Annotated in this window: 14 protein-coding genes; 10 read left to right on the top strand and 4 right to left on the bottom strand. The window is 63.3% G+C overall.

Going from position 1 to position 16,503, the window contains the following annotated elements; translation table 11 throughout:
• Positions 1-580 (top strand): cytochrome c (locus tag ACC569_RS10740; protein ID WP_372523525.1); only part of this gene is annotated, 580 nt, incomplete at its 5' end.
• 275 nt (positions 581-855) lie between these two features.
• A complete protein-coding gene (locus ACC569_RS10735; RefSeq protein ID WP_372523524.1) occupies positions 856-1,092 on the top strand; it encodes a hypothetical protein in 237 nt (78 codons plus the stop codon).
• Between the two features lie 57 nt (positions 1,093-1,149).
• On the opposite strand, the gene hemL is transcribed toward ACC569_RS10735, so the two are convergent.
• The 4 genes from hemL to hemH form a co-directional block, all read right to left on the bottom strand.
• Positions 1,150-2,430: a glutamate-1-semialdehyde 2,1-aminomutase gene (gene hemL, locus ACC569_RS10730; protein ID WP_372523523.1), complete on the bottom strand. Its 1,281-nt coding sequence runs from the start codon at positions 2,428-2,430 to the stop codon at positions 1,150-1,152.
• Between the two features lie 65 nt (positions 2,431-2,495).
• On the bottom strand, positions 2,496-3,173 hold the full coding sequence (gene thiE / locus ACC569_RS10725; protein WP_372523522.1) for a thiamine phosphate synthase: 678 nt from the start codon (positions 3,171-3,173) through the stop codon (positions 2,496-2,498).
• Positions 3,145-3,966 carry a hydroxymethylpyrimidine/phosphomethylpyrimidine kinase gene (locus ACC569_RS10720; RefSeq protein WP_372523521.1) on the bottom strand — a complete coding sequence of 274 codons (822 nt, stop codon included), beginning with the start codon at positions 3,964-3,966 and terminating at the stop codon, positions 3,145-3,147. The genes thiE and ACC569_RS10720 overlap by 29 nt, the downstream gene beginning before the upstream one ends.
• On the bottom strand, positions 3,963-4,946 hold the full coding sequence (gene hemH, locus ACC569_RS10715; RefSeq protein ID WP_372523520.1) for a ferrochelatase: 984 nt from the start codon (positions 4,944-4,946) through the stop codon (positions 3,963-3,965). The genes ACC569_RS10720 and hemH overlap by 4 nt, the downstream gene beginning before the upstream one ends.
• 168 nt (positions 4,947-5,114) lie before the next feature.
• Here hemH and ACC569_RS10710 point away from each other — a divergent pair, with 168 nt between their 5' ends.
• The 8 genes from ACC569_RS10710 to pgl form a co-directional block, all read left to right on the top strand.
• Positions 5,115-5,279 (top strand): rubredoxin, encoded by a 165-nt coding sequence (locus ACC569_RS10710; RefSeq protein WP_372523519.1) that lies wholly within the window; start codon positions 5,115-5,117, stop codon positions 5,277-5,279.
• A 715-nt stretch (positions 5,280-5,994) separates the two neighbouring features.
• Positions 5,995-8,475 (top strand): acyl-CoA dehydrogenase, encoded by a 2,481-nt coding sequence (locus tag ACC569_RS10705; RefSeq protein WP_372523518.1) that lies wholly within the window; start codon positions 5,995-5,997, stop codon positions 8,473-8,475.
• Positions 8,472-9,770: an acetyl-CoA C-acetyltransferase gene (locus ACC569_RS10700; RefSeq protein WP_372523517.1), complete on the top strand. Its 1,299-nt coding sequence runs from the start codon at positions 8,472-8,474 to the stop codon at positions 9,768-9,770. Before ACC569_RS10705 ends, ACC569_RS10700 begins: the two co-directional genes overlap by 4 nt.
• The gene (locus tag ACC569_RS10695) at positions 9,767-11,800 is read left to right on the top strand and encodes a 3-hydroxyacyl-CoA dehydrogenase NAD-binding domain-containing protein (RefSeq protein WP_372523516.1); all 2,034 of its coding nucleotides are present in this window, start codon (positions 9,767-9,769) and stop codon (positions 11,798-11,800) included. The genes ACC569_RS10700 and ACC569_RS10695 overlap by 4 nt, the downstream gene beginning before the upstream one ends.
• A 2-nt stretch (positions 11,801-11,802) precedes the next feature.
• Positions 11,803-13,521: a long-chain fatty acid--CoA ligase gene (locus ACC569_RS10690; RefSeq protein ID WP_372523515.1), complete on the top strand. Its 1,719-nt coding sequence runs from the start codon at positions 11,803-11,805 to the stop codon at positions 13,519-13,521.
• 91 nt (positions 13,522-13,612) lie between these two features.
• Positions 13,613-14,512: a phosphogluconate dehydrogenase (NAD(+)-dependent, decarboxylating) gene (gene gnd / locus ACC569_RS10685; RefSeq protein ID WP_372523514.1), complete on the top strand. Its 900-nt coding sequence runs from the start codon at positions 13,613-13,615 to the stop codon at positions 14,510-14,512.
• Positions 14,513-14,516: 4 nt separating this feature from the next.
• Positions 14,517-16,040 carry a glucose-6-phosphate dehydrogenase gene (zwf, locus tag ACC569_RS10680; RefSeq protein WP_372523513.1) on the top strand — a complete coding sequence of 508 codons (1,524 nt, stop codon included), beginning with the start codon at positions 14,517-14,519 and terminating at the stop codon, positions 16,038-16,040.
• A gap of 9 nt (positions 16,041-16,049) precedes the next feature.
• Positions 16,050-16,503: 6-phosphogluconolactonase (pgl, locus tag ACC569_RS10675; RefSeq protein WP_372523512.1), on the top strand; the 454-nt coding region annotated here is incomplete at its 3' end.

The raw sequence follows: 16,503 nt of genomic DNA, 5'->3' as shown, positions 1-16,503 counted from the left end.
TCTGTGGCTTGTTCTTGTTGCGCCGGTCCACGCCGTAGGCGGCAATGTCGCGGCCGGTCAGGCCAAGGCTGGAATATGCGCAGGCTGTCACGGCGCGGATGGCAACGGCGGGGCCGATCCCCTGTGGCCCAAGCTGGCCAGTCAGGATCCGGATTATATCGCCAAGCAGCTGGCCGATTTCAAATCCGGCGTACGCAAGGATCCCATCATGTCCGGCATGGCGGCTCCGCTCAGCGCGACCGACATGAAAAATCTCGGCGCCTATTTCGCGAGCCTCAAGAGCAAGCCCGGCGCGGCCCGTGATGCGCAGCTCGCCAAACAGGGCCAAAAGATTTTCCGTGGGGGCAACGCCAAGATGGGCGTATCCGCCTGCATGAGCTGTCACGGTCCTTCGGGGCATGGTATCCCGCCGCGTTTCCCCAAAGTGTCAGGCCAGAATACTGCTTATATCCAGAAACAGCTGCTGGCTTTCAAAGCTGGCACCCGTGCCAATGACGGCGAGACCATGACCCGCACCGCCTTCCGTATGTCGGAGCAGGAAATCAAGGCAGTCGCGGAATACATGGCAGGTCTGCACTGACGTCACCGAGACAGCTTCCCTCCCAAGTCTGAATTACCCGTGCGGCGGGAGTTTTTCTGCCGTGCGGCGGCAGGTGCCGGCCTTCGCCCCACTGCGCTTACCCCAACTGCCGTAAACCGTCCATGGCAACGGCATAAAATCCCTATTCATTACAACCGGTTAACTATGTGCCGGGTGTGGCATGAGTATTGCTCCTACAGGTAGTGAGAAACACGGAATCGCGCAACAGCAACAACGGATTCCGGGCAGCCCAAAAAGGGCGAAAGGAGCGAACCATGTTAAGCCACATCGTGAATCTGGTGAACGACTATAAAGTCATGCACGGCGCGCGGCCGAACGTCGTGTACATGAACGAAACCCATTACGGGTACCTGCGCGAGGAACTGCCAGGCGTGCGCGACCATGACAATCTGGTTGCCATCCTCGGAGTGGACATCGCCCTCAGCGACGAGGCGATCCGTCCGCAGGTGGCCACGGTCAGATTCGCTTCCGAGAATATCCTGGTGAGCTGACGCAAGAATTGATGTGCGGGGTGCACATGCGGGCCGGACCACCGGCCCGTTTTCTTTTTATAGCGTCTTGAAAACCTTTTCCGCCTTGTCCAGTGTCGCCGCGATATCGGCGTCGGTATGCGCCGCCGAAACGAAGCCGGCCTCAAACGCGGATGGCGCCAGATAAACCCCTTCCCGCAGTATCCCGTGAAAGAATTTTTTGAAGCGCTCGATGTCGCAGGCCATGACCTGTGCGAAGCGCGTCACGGCCGGTTCCCGGGTGAAGAAAATGCCGAACATGCCACCGACGGACTGGGTGGCCAGGGGCACGCCCGCGCGCTGGGCACGTTCCGCCAGCCCCTGCGCGAGCCTTGATGTTTTCGCTGTGAGTTCCTCGAAAAAGCCGGGACGAGAGATTTCCCTGAGGGTCGCTAGTCCCGCCGCGAGTGACACCGGATTGCCGGAGAGTGTTCCGGCCTGATACACCGGCCCTTCCGGGGCGATGCGGCCCATGATGTCAGCGCGCCCGCCGAATGCTCCGACCGGCAGCCCGCCGCCGATGACTTTCCCGAGCGTGGTCAGGTCGGGTTTGATGCCGTAGTGTGCCTGGGCACCGCCCAGGGCGACGCGGAAACCAGTCATGACTTCGTCGAAGATGAGTACCGCACCGTGCTTCGTGCACAGCTCGCGCAGACCTTCGAGGAAGCCCTTTACCGGCGGCACGCAGTTCATGTTGCCCGCCACCGGTTCGACGATCACGCAGGCGATGTCCTTGCCGAACTTGTCGAAGACATCGCGCACCTGTTCGAGGTTGTTGTATTCGAGCGTGAGCGTATGTTCCGCGAGACTCGCGGGCACGCCGGGTGAGGTTGGCACGCCAAGCGTGAGTGCCCCCGAGCCGGCCTTCACCAGCAGCGAATCGGCGTGGCCGTGGTAACAGCCCTCGAACTTGAGAATCTTGTCGCGTCCGGTGAAGCCGCGCGCCAGCCGGATCGCGCTCATGGTTGCCTCGGTTCCGGAGCTGACCATGCGCACTTTTTCGATCGAGGGCACGAGGCGGCAGATCAGTTCCGCCATCTCCACTTCAATGCGCGTCGGCGCGCCGAAGCCAAGTCCGCGTTCCATGGTGTCCTTCACCGCCGCGAGCACCTTGGGATGGGCGTGACCGAGGATCATCGGCCCCCACGAGCCGACGTAGTCGATGTACCGGTTGCCGTCCTCGTCCCAAAGATACGCGCCGAGCCCGCGCGCAAAAAACACTGGATCGCCACCCACGCCCTTGAACGCGCGCACCGGAGAATTGACCCCGCCGGGGATGTGTTGCTGCGCGCGCTTGAAGAGGTCGGATGAGATAGTCATGACTGTTGCCAAAAATGAATAGACAGGATTAACAGGATTTTTTTCAGGATTCACATTGGATCGGTTTAATCTTGTTTGAATCCTGTGTCATTTGGTTTTGTAAACAATCTCGCATAGCGTTGAGCGGCGGCGCGGATGTCGACCTGACCGAACACGCCTTCGATCACGGCCAGTGCATCCGCCCCGGCGGCCAGAAGGTGAGCGCCATTTTCCGGTGTGATGCCGCCGATGGCAACCACGGGAATGTGTAGTTTCTGTTTCGCCTCGCACAGCAGTTCGAGGCCGGCGCGCACCGCCTGCGGTTTGGTTCGCGATGGAAAGAAACTGCCAAAGGCGACATAGTCCGCGCCCTCGGCTTGCGCCCGCACGGCGCGCGCCAGTTCGTTGTAGCAGGACACTCCGATAATCGCCTGCGACCCTAATTGCGCGCGTGCCTGCGCGAGCGAAACGTCATCCCGTCCCAAATGCACTCCAGCAGCCTGCACCTGTTTCGCCAGTTCTACATCGTCATTGATGATGAACAGTGCCCCGTGTTGTCGGCATAGGGAGGCGAGTTCGGTGACCTGCCGCGCACGATCCGCTGCGACATGTTTTTTGTCCCGGTACTGAACGATGCGCGCGCCGCCCGCGGTGGCCTCGCCCACGGCCGGCATAAGGTGCGCATCGTCGAGGTACAGTGTATCGGCGATAGCGTACAGGCCCGCGAGCTGCGGTCTAACGACTGTCGGTGTCTTCAGGTTCATCCATTTCCCATGCCCAGTACAGCCGGTTCGGCAGCGGCTGGCCCATGCCGGTGCGGAAAGCGTGCTTCAGGGTTTCCCAGGTGTACTGCAGCGACTCGCCCACGGCGTTGACCGGGTCGAGCCCGTGCGCGAGCGAGGCGGCGCAGGCCGAGGCCAGCGTGCAGCCCGAGCCATGGAAGCTGCCGGGCAGGCGTTCGAAGACGAAGGTCTCGAGCAGGCGCATGTTGCCGTACAGCCGGTGGAGAACCTGCGGAGTGTTTTCATGCGTGCCGGTGATGAGCACGTATTCGCTCCCGAGCGACATCAGTTCCTGCGCGCAGGCGTCGAGTGTGTCGGCGCCGGGCGCGAGCGCGCGCGCCTCCAGGCTGTTGGGCGTGATCAGCGTGGCCTGCGGGATGATCAGACTGCGCAGCGCGCCGTCGAGCATGTCGTCGGCCAGGGCGTCGCCGCGGCCCGAGCTCTGCACCGGGTCCACGATCAGCGGGATGTCGGGATAATCCTCGACGATGCTGGCGACCGCGGCGGCCACCGCGCTGCTGCCGAGCATGCCGATCTTGAAGGCTGCCACCGGCATGTCCTCCAGCACCGCGCGCGCCTGCGCGATCACGAGTTCGGTTTCCACGCAGCTGAATAGCTTGATGCCGGTGGTGTCCTGGGCGGTCACGGCGGTGACGACCCCGGCGCCATGGCAGCCGAGGCTCGCGAGCGCGAGCACATCGGCGGTCAGGCCGGCGCCGCCCGTGGGGTCGGTGCCGGCGAAGACGAGGACCACGGGGGGCGGGGAGTTGCTCACGGATGAGTCACGGCGTTGAGCACGAGCGATTTCAGCGCCTCAATAAAGCGCGGATAGCTGTTGAGCGCCGGAACCACCCGGTAATGCGCGATACCCTGCGTGTTTGCGAGTTTGGCGTAGGTGATGCCAAGCTCATAAAGTGTTTCGACGTGATCCGACACGAACGCGATCGGATATACCAGCATCTGTTTCACACCCGCCGCGGCTTTTTCGCGGATCACGTCGTCGGTGTACGGCCGCAGCCACTCGAGCGGTCCGACGCGGCTCTGGTAACACAGCGTCGTGTGCGGCCAGTTGAGTTCGGCGCACAATGCGTCGAAGGTGGCGCGGATCTGGCGTTCATAGGGATCGCCCGCGTTCACGATTTTCTGCGGCAGCCCGTGCGCAGAGAACAACAGTTCGATACGCGCCGGATCGGGCTCGGGGAATTTGGCGGCCTCGGCGCGCACGGTCTCGACGATGGCACGCTGGTAATCGGGCTGGTCGTACCACTGGCGTACCAGCGTGACCGACGGATGATAGTGCTGGCGCCCGCACTCGCGCTGGAACTCGTTATAGGAGCTGCCAGTGGTGGTAATGGAGTACTGCGGATACAGCGGCAGCAGGATCACGCGCGCGTAATTTTTTTTCTTGAGCATTGCGACCACTTCAGCGGTGAGTGGATGCCAGTAGCGCATGCACACGTGCACGTCGAACTTGCCGGCGCCCGCGAGCGCCCGGGCCAGCGCCTCGGCCTGCGCGCGCGTGTACTCGAGGATCGGCGATTTGCCACCGATGGCGGCGTAACCATGGGCGGCCTCCGGGGCGCGGCGCCACGCGATCAACGCGGCGAACGGTTGCTGGGTAAGAAAGCCGAGCGGGAGACGGAAAATATCCGGATCGGAAAAGAGGTTAAACAGAAACGGGCGCACCGACTCCAAGGAATCCGGCCCACCCAGGTTGCACAGCACCACGGCAATACGGTCTGGCATCGTCGGCATTTTACCCCCGCGCCGGTGGTTTCACCACGAAGGTGAAAATGCGATCATTGAGTCCATCATAATTAATATCGAAGGCAATAAAGGAAGCCCTACTCGCTTGGCTCGTTCGTCTTGTCATAAAATTAGGAGTCCTACTGTGTTTCGCTTCGTTCGTCGTGTCATCAATATATGAAGGCGTACATGTGCGTCATCTGCGGCTATGTCTACGAAGAAGAGAAGGGCCGCCCGGAAGACGGCATACCCCCCGGGACACGCTGGGCGGACGTGCCGGAGAACTGGAAATGCCCCGACTGCGGCGCGGCCAAGTCCGATTTCGAGATGATCGAAATCTGAACTAGCCGCCGGCTCCCGTGGCGCAGCTCCTTCGGACGGAGACGCAAGGCCGTCACATAAAGAGACGCCAACGATGAGCCGCTTGGCCACCACCTCCGAAAGAGCTATCGCCTCGGGAGGTGACGGCCCTTCGAAGGGAGTACGCCGGGCCGTCACATGTGACTATGTTCATTGAGTCGCACCGGCCGCCACCGCCGAAAGAGCATGCACCTCGGACGGTGACGGCGCGACTCCGTCCCGTGGCGAAGCTCCTTCGGACGGAGGAAGCAGGGCTGCCCTTCCAGAGCCTCACTCCTTGAGTCGCCGGCTGCCATCTCCGAAAGCCTTCGTCTCGGGAGCTGGCAGCCCCTTCGGATACGGCGGCAGTAGCGCTCAAGGAAACTTGGCTTATAAATGACAAGACGAGCGAAGCAGGGCTACATTTTCTGCGGCTACTGCGTCCATTGCAGAAGGACCGCTGCCTTCCGTAGCGAAATGCTTTCGAAGGGAGCAACGGTAGTGGCTTTGGTTGGCCGTTTTCCCTGCAGCGGTCTTGCAGTGCTCTCCGAAAGAGCTTCGCATCGGGAGAGCGCTGCCACATGCGCCTCGGGCACGGGGCGCTATTTACCCCGAAAAACCCGCTTCCCAGCGGGCTGTTCCTGGTGTCGTGGACTACAATGGTAGGGCAGTTGCTGCATGCCATCACTAAGGATAGAAACCGCCAAGGCAAGGACACATGAGCGCCGCCATTTGGATTTTGCTTGCCATCGTGACGGCCTGGGGACTGGCCGCCGCGCGCGTCCCGGGGGTCGTCTGGGCCACGGCGCTGGCCGCGGGCATCGCCCTGTGGGACATGCTCTCCCATCCCACCACTTCCGCGTCACTCGTTGTTTGGGGAGTTTTTTTCTTCATCATTTTCCCCCTGATGGCGGCGCCGTTGCGCCGCGCCCTGATCAGCGCACCGTTGCTGCGGTTGTTGCGCGAAGTCATGCCGGTGATGTCCGATACCGAACGTGAAGCGCTCGAGGCCGGAACCGTCTGGTGGGAGGCGGAGCTGTTCGGCGGTAATCCGAATTGGGAAGACCTGTTCAGTCTGCCGTTGCCGGGACTGTCCGACGAGGAGCAGGCGTTTCTCGACGGACCGGTCGAGGAGCTGTGCGCGATGCTCGACGACTGGCAAATCACGCACGAGCGCGGCGACCTGCCGCCGGAGGTGTGGCGCTACCTCAAGGAGCAGGGCTTCTTCGGCATGATCATCCCGAAGTCGCACGGCGGGCTCGAATTTTCCGCGCAGGCGCATTCCGCGGTGGTCATGAAGGTCGCCAGCCGTTCAATCACCGCCGCGGTCACCGTGATGGTGCCGAACTCGCTAGGCCCGGCGGAACTGTTGCTGCACTACGGCACGGAAGACCAGAAGAACCGCTATCTCCCGCGTCTGGCGCGCGGCACGGAAGTCCCGTGTTTCGCGCTGACGAGTCCCGAGGCCGGCAGTGACGCCAGCGCCATGCCCGATCGCGGCGTGGTATGCCGCGGCGATTTTAAGGGCAAAAAAAATGTGCTCGGCATCCGCCTCAACTGGGAGAAGCGTTATATCACGCTTGGGCCGGTGGCCACGGTGCTCGGGCTCGCCTTCCGGCTGTTCGACCCGGAACATTTGCTCGGTAACGAGGAAGAGCTCGGAATTACGCTGGCGCTCATTCCCACGGACACGCCCGGCGTGAAAATCGGCACACGTCACAACCCGCTCGACATCGCGTTCCAGAACGGCCCCAACTGGGGTGAGAATGTTTTCATTCCGCTTGAGTGGATCATCGGCGGGCGCGAGCGCGTCGGCCAAGGCTGGCGCATGCTGATGGAGTCGCTGGCCGCCGGCCGCTCGATTTCCCTGCCGGCGCTGTCTGTCGGTGCGGGCAAGCTCGCCTGCCGTGCCACCGGGGCGTATGCGCGCATCCGGCGGCAATTCAAATTGCCGATCGGCAAATTCGAGGCGGTGGAAGAAGCGCTCGCCCGCATCGCCGGTTACACCTACATGATGGACGCGGCGCGCACGCTCACCGCGCGCGCCGTGGATCTGGGCGAAAAGCCCTCGGTGGCTTCGGCCATCGTCAAATACCAACTCACCGAACACATGCGCCGTGTGGTCAACGACGCCATGGATATCCAGGGCGGGGCCGGGATTTGTCTCGGACCGCGTAATTTCATGGGACGCGTGTACCAGGCGCTGCCGATCTCGATCACGGTCGAGGGCGCGAACCTGTTGACGCGCGCGCTCATCATCTACGGCCAGGGCGCGGTGCGCTGCCACCCCTACGTGCTGAAAGAAATGCAAGCAGTGGCCGATAAAGACGAATCACGGGGCGTGAAGGTTTTCGATGAAGCGCTGTTCGGCCACCTGCGCTATACGCTCAGCAACGCCGCGCGCGCTTTCTGGCTCGGCGCCACGGATGCGCGTCTGGTGCGCGTGCCGGTGGATGGACCCGCGCGGCGTTACACGCAGCGGCTCACGCGCCTGTCCAATGCGTTCGCCCTGATCTCCGACATGGCCATGCTGACGCTCGGCGGCGCGCTCAAGCGCAAGGAGAAAATTTCCGGCCGCTTCGCCGATGTATTGAGTTTCATGTATCTCGCCTCGGCGGTGATCAAGCGTTATGAAGACGACGGCCGGCCGGTGGAGGACGTCCCGCTGCTGCGCTTTGCCTGCGATTACTGTCTGCACGAGGCGGAGAAAACACTGGTCGTGATCCTGAAAAACTTCCCGAACCGCTTTGTCGCCTGGCTGATGGGCGGGCTGGTGTTTCCCTCCGGCCGGCGTTATATCGTGCCGAGCGATGCCATGGACATGGGTTGCGCCAAACTGCTGATGGAGCCCTCGCCCGCGCGCGAGCGTCTTACGCAAGGGATGTATTTCTCCAAGTCGGCAGACGATGCCATCGGTCGGCTCGAAGACGCGCTGCCCAAGGTGATCGCGGCGGAAACGCTCGAGCGCCAGTTGGCCAAAGTGGTGGAAAAGCAACCGCTGCTGCTCGGTGATCACGAGGCCCAGGTGCAAGCGGCGATGGCGCAAAATATATTGAGCGCTGCGGAGGTGAAACTGGTGCGTGCAGCTTACGCCGCCCGGCGCGAGGTTATCGCCGTGGACGATTTCCCGGCCGGTCGTGCACAGCGGCCTGTCTCTGGACCAGTACGCAAAAAAAGGACGCGAAGAAAAACACCATGAACGGAAGCAAGGTCTACATCGTTGATGGCGCGCGCACGCCGTTTCTGAAAACGCGTAGTGAGCCCGGACTGTTCTCGGCCTCCGATCTCGCGGTGGCCTGCGCGCGGCCGGTGCTCGCGCGTCAGCCGTTCCCGGCCTCGCTGCTTGACGAGGTCATCGTGGGCTGCGTCATTCCGGCCGCGGACGAGGCCAACATCGCGCGCTTGATCGCGCTGCGCCTGGGTTGCGGCAAGCGCGTGCCGGCGCACACCGTGCAGCGCAACTGTGCCTCGGGCCTGCAGGCCGTAGCCACGGCCGCCGAGCGCATCATGCTCGGGCGTGCCCAACTCGTGCTCGCCGGCGGGGCCGAGGCCATGAGCCGCGCGCCGGTCCAGTGGAACACGGCCATGGTCGGCTGGCTCGGCAAGATGCTGCGCGCGCGTCAACCGCTCGACCGCGTGCGGACGCTGGCGCGATTCCGCCCTGCATATCTGAAGCCGGTTTATTCCCTGCTGCTCGGGCTTACCGACCCGCTGGTGAAGCTATCCATGGGCCAGACGGCCGAGATCCTGGCGCACCGTTTCGGCCTATCGCGCGAGTCCCAGGATGTCTATGCCCTGCAAAGCCACCGCCGGCTGGCGGCGGCCTTCGATGCCGGTGACATGCGCGCTGAAGTCGAGACGCTTTACGACACCAACGAACATTTTTACGTGGAAGACACCGGCCTGCGGCGCGACACCGATCTCGAGCGGCTGGCGCAGCTCAAACCGGTGTTCGACCGGAAGTACGGTTCGGTGACCTCCGGTAACAGCTCGCAGGTGACAGACGGCGCGGCCATGCTGCTGCTCGCGAGCGAAACGGCGGTGCAACGCCATGGACTTTCCGTGCTTGGCGAATGGGTGGATCATGAATGGGCCGGCGTTGACCCGAGCCAGATGGGCCTGGGGCCAGTGCATGCCGTGGCGCAACTGCTGGCGCGCCGGCAAATGAAAATGCGCGACCTGCAGCAGATGGAACTCAACGAGGCCTTTGCCGCGCAAGTGCTGGCCTGTCAGGCGGCGTGGGACAGCGCGCAATACGCGCGCGCGGAACTCGGGATGGAGGCGCCGCTCGGCGCCATGGACCCGGCGCTCCTCAACCCCGAAGGCGGCGCGATTTCGAATGGTCATCCAGTGGGCGCGAGCGGCGCGCGTCTGGTGCTGCATCTGCTGCATGCGTTGAAACGCAAGGGTGGCGGGCAGGGCGTGGCGACACTGTGTATCGGTGGCGGCCAAGGCGGCGCGATGCTGCTGCGTGCGTCTGGGGACCGGCCATGAGCAAACACTGGCACCTCGACTATCACACCGATCACGCGCTGCTGACGCTCGATGTCGCCGGCCAATCGGCCAACGTGTTGTCGCAGGAAGTGTTGCAGGAATTGGATCAACATCTGGGAGAGCTTGAGGACAAACCGCTCAAGGGATTGATCATCCGCTCCGGCAAGGCCTCCGGGTTCATCGCCGGGGCCGATGTGCGCGAATTCGAAAGGATCACGGACCCGGTGCGCGCCACCGAACTCGCGCAGCTCGGCCAGCAGGTCTGCGCGCGGCTCGCGGGCCTGCCGTTTCCTTCCGTGGCCGTGATACATGGTTTTTGTCTCGGCGGCGGCCTGGAACTGGCGCTGGCCTGCACTTATCGCTTGGCGCGCGAGGATACCGCCACGCGCCTGGGGTTGCCCGAGGTGCGTCTGGGCATTCATCCCGGATTTGCCGGCAGCGTGCGCCTGCCGCCGTTGGTGGGCGACCTGGCGGCGCTCGACATGATGCTCACCGGCCGCACGGTTTCCGCGCGCGAGGCGCGGCGTCTGGGCCTGGTGGATGAAATCGTGCCGGAGCGGCATTTGCTGCATGCGGCCGAAACGTTTCTGAAGTCGGGAACACCGCGCCGGCAAGCGCCTTGGTATCGGCGATTGCCCGGGTGGAAACCGTTGCGTACGCTCGTCGTGCGCCTGTTCACGCCGCGCGTGCGGCGCAAGGCGCACCCCGATCACTATCCCGCGCCGTGGCGTATTCTCGATCTGTGGCGCGATCGCGCCACCGAGGAACAGGAGGCGCAATCGCTCGGCGAGATGCTGGTGTCGCGCAGCAGCCGCAACCTGGTGCACGTGTTTCTACTGGGCGAAGAACTCAAGCGCGTCGGCCGCGCACAGGTCCATGGCGTCGAACACGTCCACGTGATCGGCGCCGGCGTCATGGGCGCGGACATCGCCATGTGGGCGGCGCACAAGGGCTTTCGCGTGAGCCTCCAGGACCAGAAGCCCGAAATCCTGGCGCGTGCCGCGAAGAAGGCACATGGGTTTTTCAAGCGCAAGCTCAAGGAGCCGCGCGCGGTGCAGGAGGCCATGGACCGGTTCATGCCGGACCTCGAGGGCCATGGACTCAAGCGCGCCGATCTCGTCATCGAGGCGATCGTGGAGAAGGTCGGGCCCAAGCGCGAGCTGTTCCGCATGGTCGAGCAGAAGGTGCGCCCGCAGACCCTGCTCGCCACCAACACCTCGAGCATTCCGCTGGAAGAAATCAGTGAGACGCTGAAAGATCCGTCGCGTCTGGTGGGACTGCATTTCTTCAATCCGGTGGCACAGATGCAGCTGGTCGAAATCGTGCGTGGTGCACAGAGTTCTGAAGAGTCGCTGGCCCGCGCGCGCGCCTTCACCGGCGCCATCGAGCGCCTGCCGCTGGATGTCAAGAGCAGCCCGGGCTTTCTCGTCAATCGCATCCTCATGCCGTATCTGATCGAAGCGGTGAAACTCGTCGAGGAAGGCGTGAGTCTCGTCACGATCGATCAGGCGGCCACCGAGTTCGGTATGCCCATGGGTCCGATCGAACTGGCCGACAGCGTCGGGCTCGATATCTGTCTTTCCGTGGCGGAGGAATTATCTGAACCCCTGCACATGGAGGTGCCGGACAAGCTGCGCGAACTCGTGCGCCAGGGCCAGCTTGGCCGCAAATCCGGGCAGGGGTTCTATCGCTATAACGCCCGCGGTCGGCGCGAATCGCCGCCGCCGGACAAGACCGCCGCCGACATTCCCATCACCGAACGCCTGATTCTGCGCCTGCTGAACGAGGCCATGGCCTGCTTGCGCGAAGGGGTGGTGGGGGATGCCGACGCCGTGGATGCTGGCATGGTGTATGGCACCGGCTTTGCCCCGTTCCTCGGCGGGCCGATGAGCTACATCGACAGCCTTGGCGTGACCGGCATCAGTCACAGTCTCCATCGCCTGTCGCAGGAGTACGGACCACGCTTCAAGCCTGACGCGGGCTGGTCGCAACCGGAATTGCTTATGCGCCGCCGGCGGTCGTCGAACTAGCCATGACGAGGCAGGATCTCGGTAACCTCGCCGATCTCTTTTGGCATCGGGTACGTGAAACACCCGAGGCACCCGCTTACCGCCAGCACGACGGGGGCGCCTGGGTGGACATGACCTGGGCCGAGGCCGGTCGCGCCACGGCACGCTGGCAGGCGGCGTTCGCGCGCGAAGGATTGAAGCGTGGCGAACGCGTGGCGCTGTGCCTGCACAACCGTGTCGAATGGGTGTTGTTCGATCAGGCGGCGCTTAGCCTCGGGCTGGTCACGGTGCCGCTGTATTTCGACGACCGCCCGGACAACATGGCCTGGTGCCTGAACGATTCCGGCGCGCGGTTGCTGCTGCTGGAGGACGGCAAGATGTGGTCCGCCCTGCGCGGTCAGGTCAAGACGATCGAGCGCGTGGTGTGCCTCAACACGGTAGGAATTGCTGATAAAAAACTGATCGGTCTTGGCGAATGGCTGCCCCCGGCGGGCACGGCGCTGCCGGCGAAGTCCACTGCCGGCGAAAATGACCTGGCCACCATTGTCTACACCTCTGGCACCACCGGACGCCCCAAAGGGGTGATGCTTTCGCACCGCAATATACTGAGTAACGTGCTTGCCTCCATGCGCGCGCTTCCCGCGCACACCTCCGACCGGTTTCTGTCGTTTTTGCCGCTGTCACACATGTTCGAGCGCACCTGCGGCTACTATTCCGCGATCTGGGCCGGGGCGCTGACAGTCTACGCGCGCTCGATCAGCTCGTTAGCGGATGATATTCGTGAACAGCGACCCACGATTCTGATCAGCGTGCCGCGCATCTTCGAGCGTATCTATTCAAAAATGCAAGAGGCCATGGCTCCTGGCTCGCTCAAGCGGCGCCTGTTCGAGGCCGCCTGCGAAACCGGCTGGCGGCGCTTCCGCGGCGAAGCGATGCTTCACGACCGGCTGCTGTGGCCGGTGCTTAATTTGCTGGTGGCGAAAAAACTTCAGCGGCGTCTCGGCGGGCGGCTGCGTATGATCATTGTCGGCGGGGCCGCGTTTGCACCGCATCTGGCGCGGGTGTTCATCGGTCTCGGCTTGCCGATTATTCAGGGCTACGGACTCACCGAAACCGCGCCGGTGCTGGCCGCCAACCGCATGAATGAAAACGATCCCGTTTCCGTGGGACGAGCGCTCGAAGGCATCGAACTGCGTAGCGACGAAAACGGGGAGCTGCTGGCGCGCGGCCCGAACGTCATGCTCGGCTACTGGAACAACCCCGAAGCCACCGCCGGCATGATAGACAAGGATGGCTGGTTGCACACTGGCGACCTGGCAACGATGTGCGGCGGATGCGTGACCATCACGGGACGCGTCAAGGACATTCTGGTGCTGTCCAATGGCGAGAAGGTGCCGCCCGCCGACGCCGAACAGGCGATTCTGCGCGATGCCGCCTTCGAGCAGGTGCTGCTGCTCGGCGAGGGCCGGTCCAAGCTCGGGCTGCTCGCGGTGAGCAAAATTGAAGATGCGTCGCAGCTGTGCGCCCGTGCCAACGCCCAGCTCCACGACTTTCCGGGTTATACGCGTATCTGCCACATCGCGCATCTGGCCGAGCCCTGGACCGTGGAAAACGGCCTGCTTACGCCCACGCTCAAGCTCAAGCGCCGGGAAATCGAGAAACGCTTCGCCCGCGAGATCGAGGCGATGTACGCGTCGATAGATGTTTGCTGTCCGACCGGCGAACGAAACGGGGTCGCCTGAACCTCGGCGTTGCTTCGGCGTCATAACTCTGGCGGCCCATGGGCCATTCCCTCAGAATGCGGGGACCGCCAATGATGAACAAGGAGGAACGATGCAGATCGGCATGATTGGCCTTGGCCGCATGGGTGGGAACATGGCGTTACGCCTCATCCAGGCCGGCCATGGCGTGGTGGGATATAACCGTAACCCTCGAAACATCGACGCGACCGTGAAGGCTGCGGTGGTTTCCGCGCCGTCCGTGGCGGAGTTGGTGAAGCGGCTCAAGACACCGCGCGCGATCTGGCTCATGGTCCCGCACGGCAAGCCGACGGAAGAATCGATCGATGCCTTGCTCGACGTGCTCGCGCCCGGCGATATCATCGTGGACGGCGGCAACTCGCGCTACACCGATTCCGCGCGCGCGGCCGAGCGCTGCGCCGCACGTGGCGTGAATTTTCTCGACGTCGGTGTCAGCGGCGGGGTATGGGGGAGGGAAATCGGCTATTGCCTCATGATCGGTGGCCCCCAAACGGCTTTTGATTATCTGGAGCCGATCTTTGCCGCCCTGGCCCCGAAGGACGGCTATGCGCTCGTGGGCGCGAGCGGCGCGGGACATTTCGTCAAGATGGTGCACAACGCCATCGAATACGCGATGCTGCAGTCGCTCGGCGAAGGGTTCGAGTGTCTACAGCGCTCGGAGTATGGTATCGACCTGGGACGCGTCGCCGCGCTGTGGCAGCAGGGCTCCGTGGTGCGTTCCTGGCTGCTCGATCTGCTGACCAAGGCGTTGCACGAAGAGGGCAATGCCCTGGAGCACGTCGCCGGCTATGTCGATGATTCCGGCATGGGGCGCTGGAGCATTGCCTATGCCGTGGAAAACGCCATTCCGATTCCGGTGATCACGCAATCGCTGTACGAACGGTTTGCCTCGCGCCAGGATGAGCGTTTCAGCGCCAAGATCGTTGCGGCGTTGCGCAAGCAGTTCGGCGGCCATGCGGTGAAGAAGGAGTGAGCCGATGAATGAGATGGAGTTCGCCCCGCGTTGCGTCGGGCTCAGTTCCGGCAAGCCCACCGATCCCTGCTGCATCGTGGTGTTCGGTGCCGCCGGCGACCTGTCGCGGCGTGAACTCATCCCGGCGCTGTACGATCTCGCCTGTCAGTCGCTACTCCCCGAGCCGTTCACCATCGTCGGCTTTTCGCGCGACAACTGGGATGACCAGGCATTCCGCGAGCGGATGCGCCGCGCGGTTTCCGAGGAACGGACGTTCGATGCGCAACACTGGGAACGGTTCGCGCCCCATCTCCACTACGTGACGGGAAATTTCGATGCCCCGCCCGAAGGCGATTATGCCTTGCTCCGCGACAAGCTGCAGTCGCTGCAAAAACGCCACGGCATTCCCGACAACGTGCTGTTTCATCTCGCCACGCCGCCCGATTTTTTCTGCGGCATCGTCAACCGCCTCGACGCCGCCGGCCTGGCGACCAGCGATCACGGCTGGCGGCGGCTGGTGATCGAGAAGCCCTTCGGCACTGACGAGCGCTCGGCGCGCGACCTCGACCGGAAAATTCTCGAAGTGTTCAAGGAAGATCAGACTTATCGCATCGATCATTTTCTCGGCAAGGAAACGGTGCAGAACCTGCTGGTGGTGCGCTTCGCCAATCCCAGCTTCGAGCCGATCTGGAACCGCAATTACATCGACCACGTGCAGATCACCGTGGCCGAGGACATCGGCATCGGCACCCGCGCGGGTTTTTACGAGAAGACCGGCGTGGTGCGTGACATGGTGCAGAACCACCTGTTGCAATTGTTGTGCATGACGGCCATCGAGCCGCCGGTGCGTTACGATGGCGCGGGGCTGCGCGACGAAACAGCGAAGGTGATGCAGGCGATCCGCCCGTTGGATGTTCGTAAAGATGCCGTGCGCGGGCAGTACGGACCGGGGCACATGGACGGAAAAGCGGTGCCCGGTTATCGTGCGGAAAAGAACGTCGTGCCCGAGTCGAACACCGCCACATACGCGGCGCTGCGCGTCATGATCGACAATTGGCGCTGGGCCGGCGTACCGTTTTACCTGCGCACCGGCAAGCGCCTGGCGCGCAAGGTGACGGAAGTGGCCATCCACTTCAAGCCCACGCCGCACCTCATGTTCCCGATCGAGCAGGACAGCTCAAGCGGAAATGTCCTGGCGTTCCGGCTGCAGCCGGAAGAGGGCATTATGCAGACTTTTGTCGCGAAGCAGCCGGGTCCGGGGCTGTGTTTGGAGCCGGTCACCATGAATTTCCGCTACGCCAGCGCCTTCGGCATCGAGCAGCTCCCGAATGCCTATTCGTGGCTGCTGCACGACGCCATGGGTGGCGACCAGACGCTGTTCGCGCGTGCCGACTGGATTTACCGCGCCTGGCAGATCGTCGAGCCAGTCATCGCCCATTGGACATCGGAAGTGGCGCCGGACTTTCCCAACTACACGGCTGGATCGTGGGGTCCACTGGCGGCCGACGGCCTGCTGCGCGCGGACAAACGCGCGTGGAAATCACTGTAGCAAGACTCAGTGCCGCTCGATGTCCATCGCATCGTGGTTGCCCCGGAAGCACTGCCGGAAATCGCGGCACGCCACATCGCCAAGTCGATCGAGCAGGCCATCGCTGGCCACGGCCAGGCGACCGTGATGCTCGCCGGTGGCAGCACGCCGCGCGAGGTCTATCGGCAACTGGCGCTGAATCGGCGTCTCCCGTGGGACAAGGTCGAGATTTTTTTCGGTGACGAGCGCGCCGTGCCACCCGGTGACTCGCAAAGCAATTACCGCATGGCGCGCGAATCACTGCTCGATGCCGTGCCGATTCCGCTTAATCAGGTACACCGCCTGTTGGCCGAGCGACCTGATCGTGAAGCCGCCGCCGATGAATATGCGCGGCGGCTGCCTGAACGTCTGGATCTCATTATTCTCGGGGTTGGCGAGGACGGTCATACCGTCTCGCTGTTCCCGGGTTCGTCCGCGCTGAAAG

The sequence above is a fragment of the Sulfuricaulis sp. genome (assembly GCF_041499725.1).
In the GTDB taxonomy this organism is placed as follows: domain Bacteria; phylum Pseudomonadota; class Gammaproteobacteria; order Acidiferrobacterales; family Sulfurifustaceae; genus Sulfuricaulis.
Note: the sequence above shows the minus strand (reverse complement) of the source record. Positions and strands in the feature narration are given on the sequence as shown.

What these genes read in the sequence shown, in the direction of transcription:
- ACC569_RS10735 (WP_372523524.1), top strand. Translation starts at nt 856, where the DNA reads ATGTTAAGCCACATCGTGAATCTGGTGAACGACTATAAAGTCATGCAC.
- hemL (WP_372523523.1), bottom strand. Translation starts at nt 2,430, where the DNA reads ATGACTATCTCATCCGACCTCTTCAAGCGCGCGCAGCAACACATCCCC.
- thiE (WP_372523522.1), bottom strand. Translation starts at nt 3,173, where the DNA reads ATGAACCTGAAGACACCGACAGTCGTTAGACCGCAGCTCGCGGGCCTG.
- hemH (WP_372523520.1), bottom strand. Translation starts at nt 4,946, where the DNA reads ATGCCGACGATGCCAGACCGTATTGCCGTGGTGCTGTGCAACCTGGGT.
- ACC569_RS10710 (WP_372523519.1), top strand. Translation starts at nt 5,115, where the DNA reads ATGAAGGCGTACATGTGCGTCATCTGCGGCTATGTCTACGAAGAAGAG.
- ACC569_RS10705 (WP_372523518.1), top strand. Translation starts at nt 5,995, where the DNA reads ATGAGCGCCGCCATTTGGATTTTGCTTGCCATCGTGACGGCCTGGGGA.
- ACC569_RS10700 (WP_372523517.1), top strand. Translation starts at nt 8,472, where the DNA reads ATGAACGGAAGCAAGGTCTACATCGTTGATGGCGCGCGCACGCCGTTT.
- ACC569_RS10695 (WP_372523516.1), top strand. Translation starts at nt 9,767, where the DNA reads ATGAGCAAACACTGGCACCTCGACTATCACACCGATCACGCGCTGCTG.
- ACC569_RS10690 (WP_372523515.1), top strand. Translation starts at nt 11,803, where the DNA reads ATGACGAGGCAGGATCTCGGTAACCTCGCCGATCTCTTTTGGCATCGG.
- gnd (WP_372523514.1), top strand. Translation starts at nt 13,613, where the DNA reads ATGCAGATCGGCATGATTGGCCTTGGCCGCATGGGTGGGAACATGGCG.
- zwf (WP_372523513.1), top strand. Translation starts at nt 14,517, where the DNA reads ATGAATGAGATGGAGTTCGCCCCGCGTTGCGTCGGGCTCAGTTCCGGC.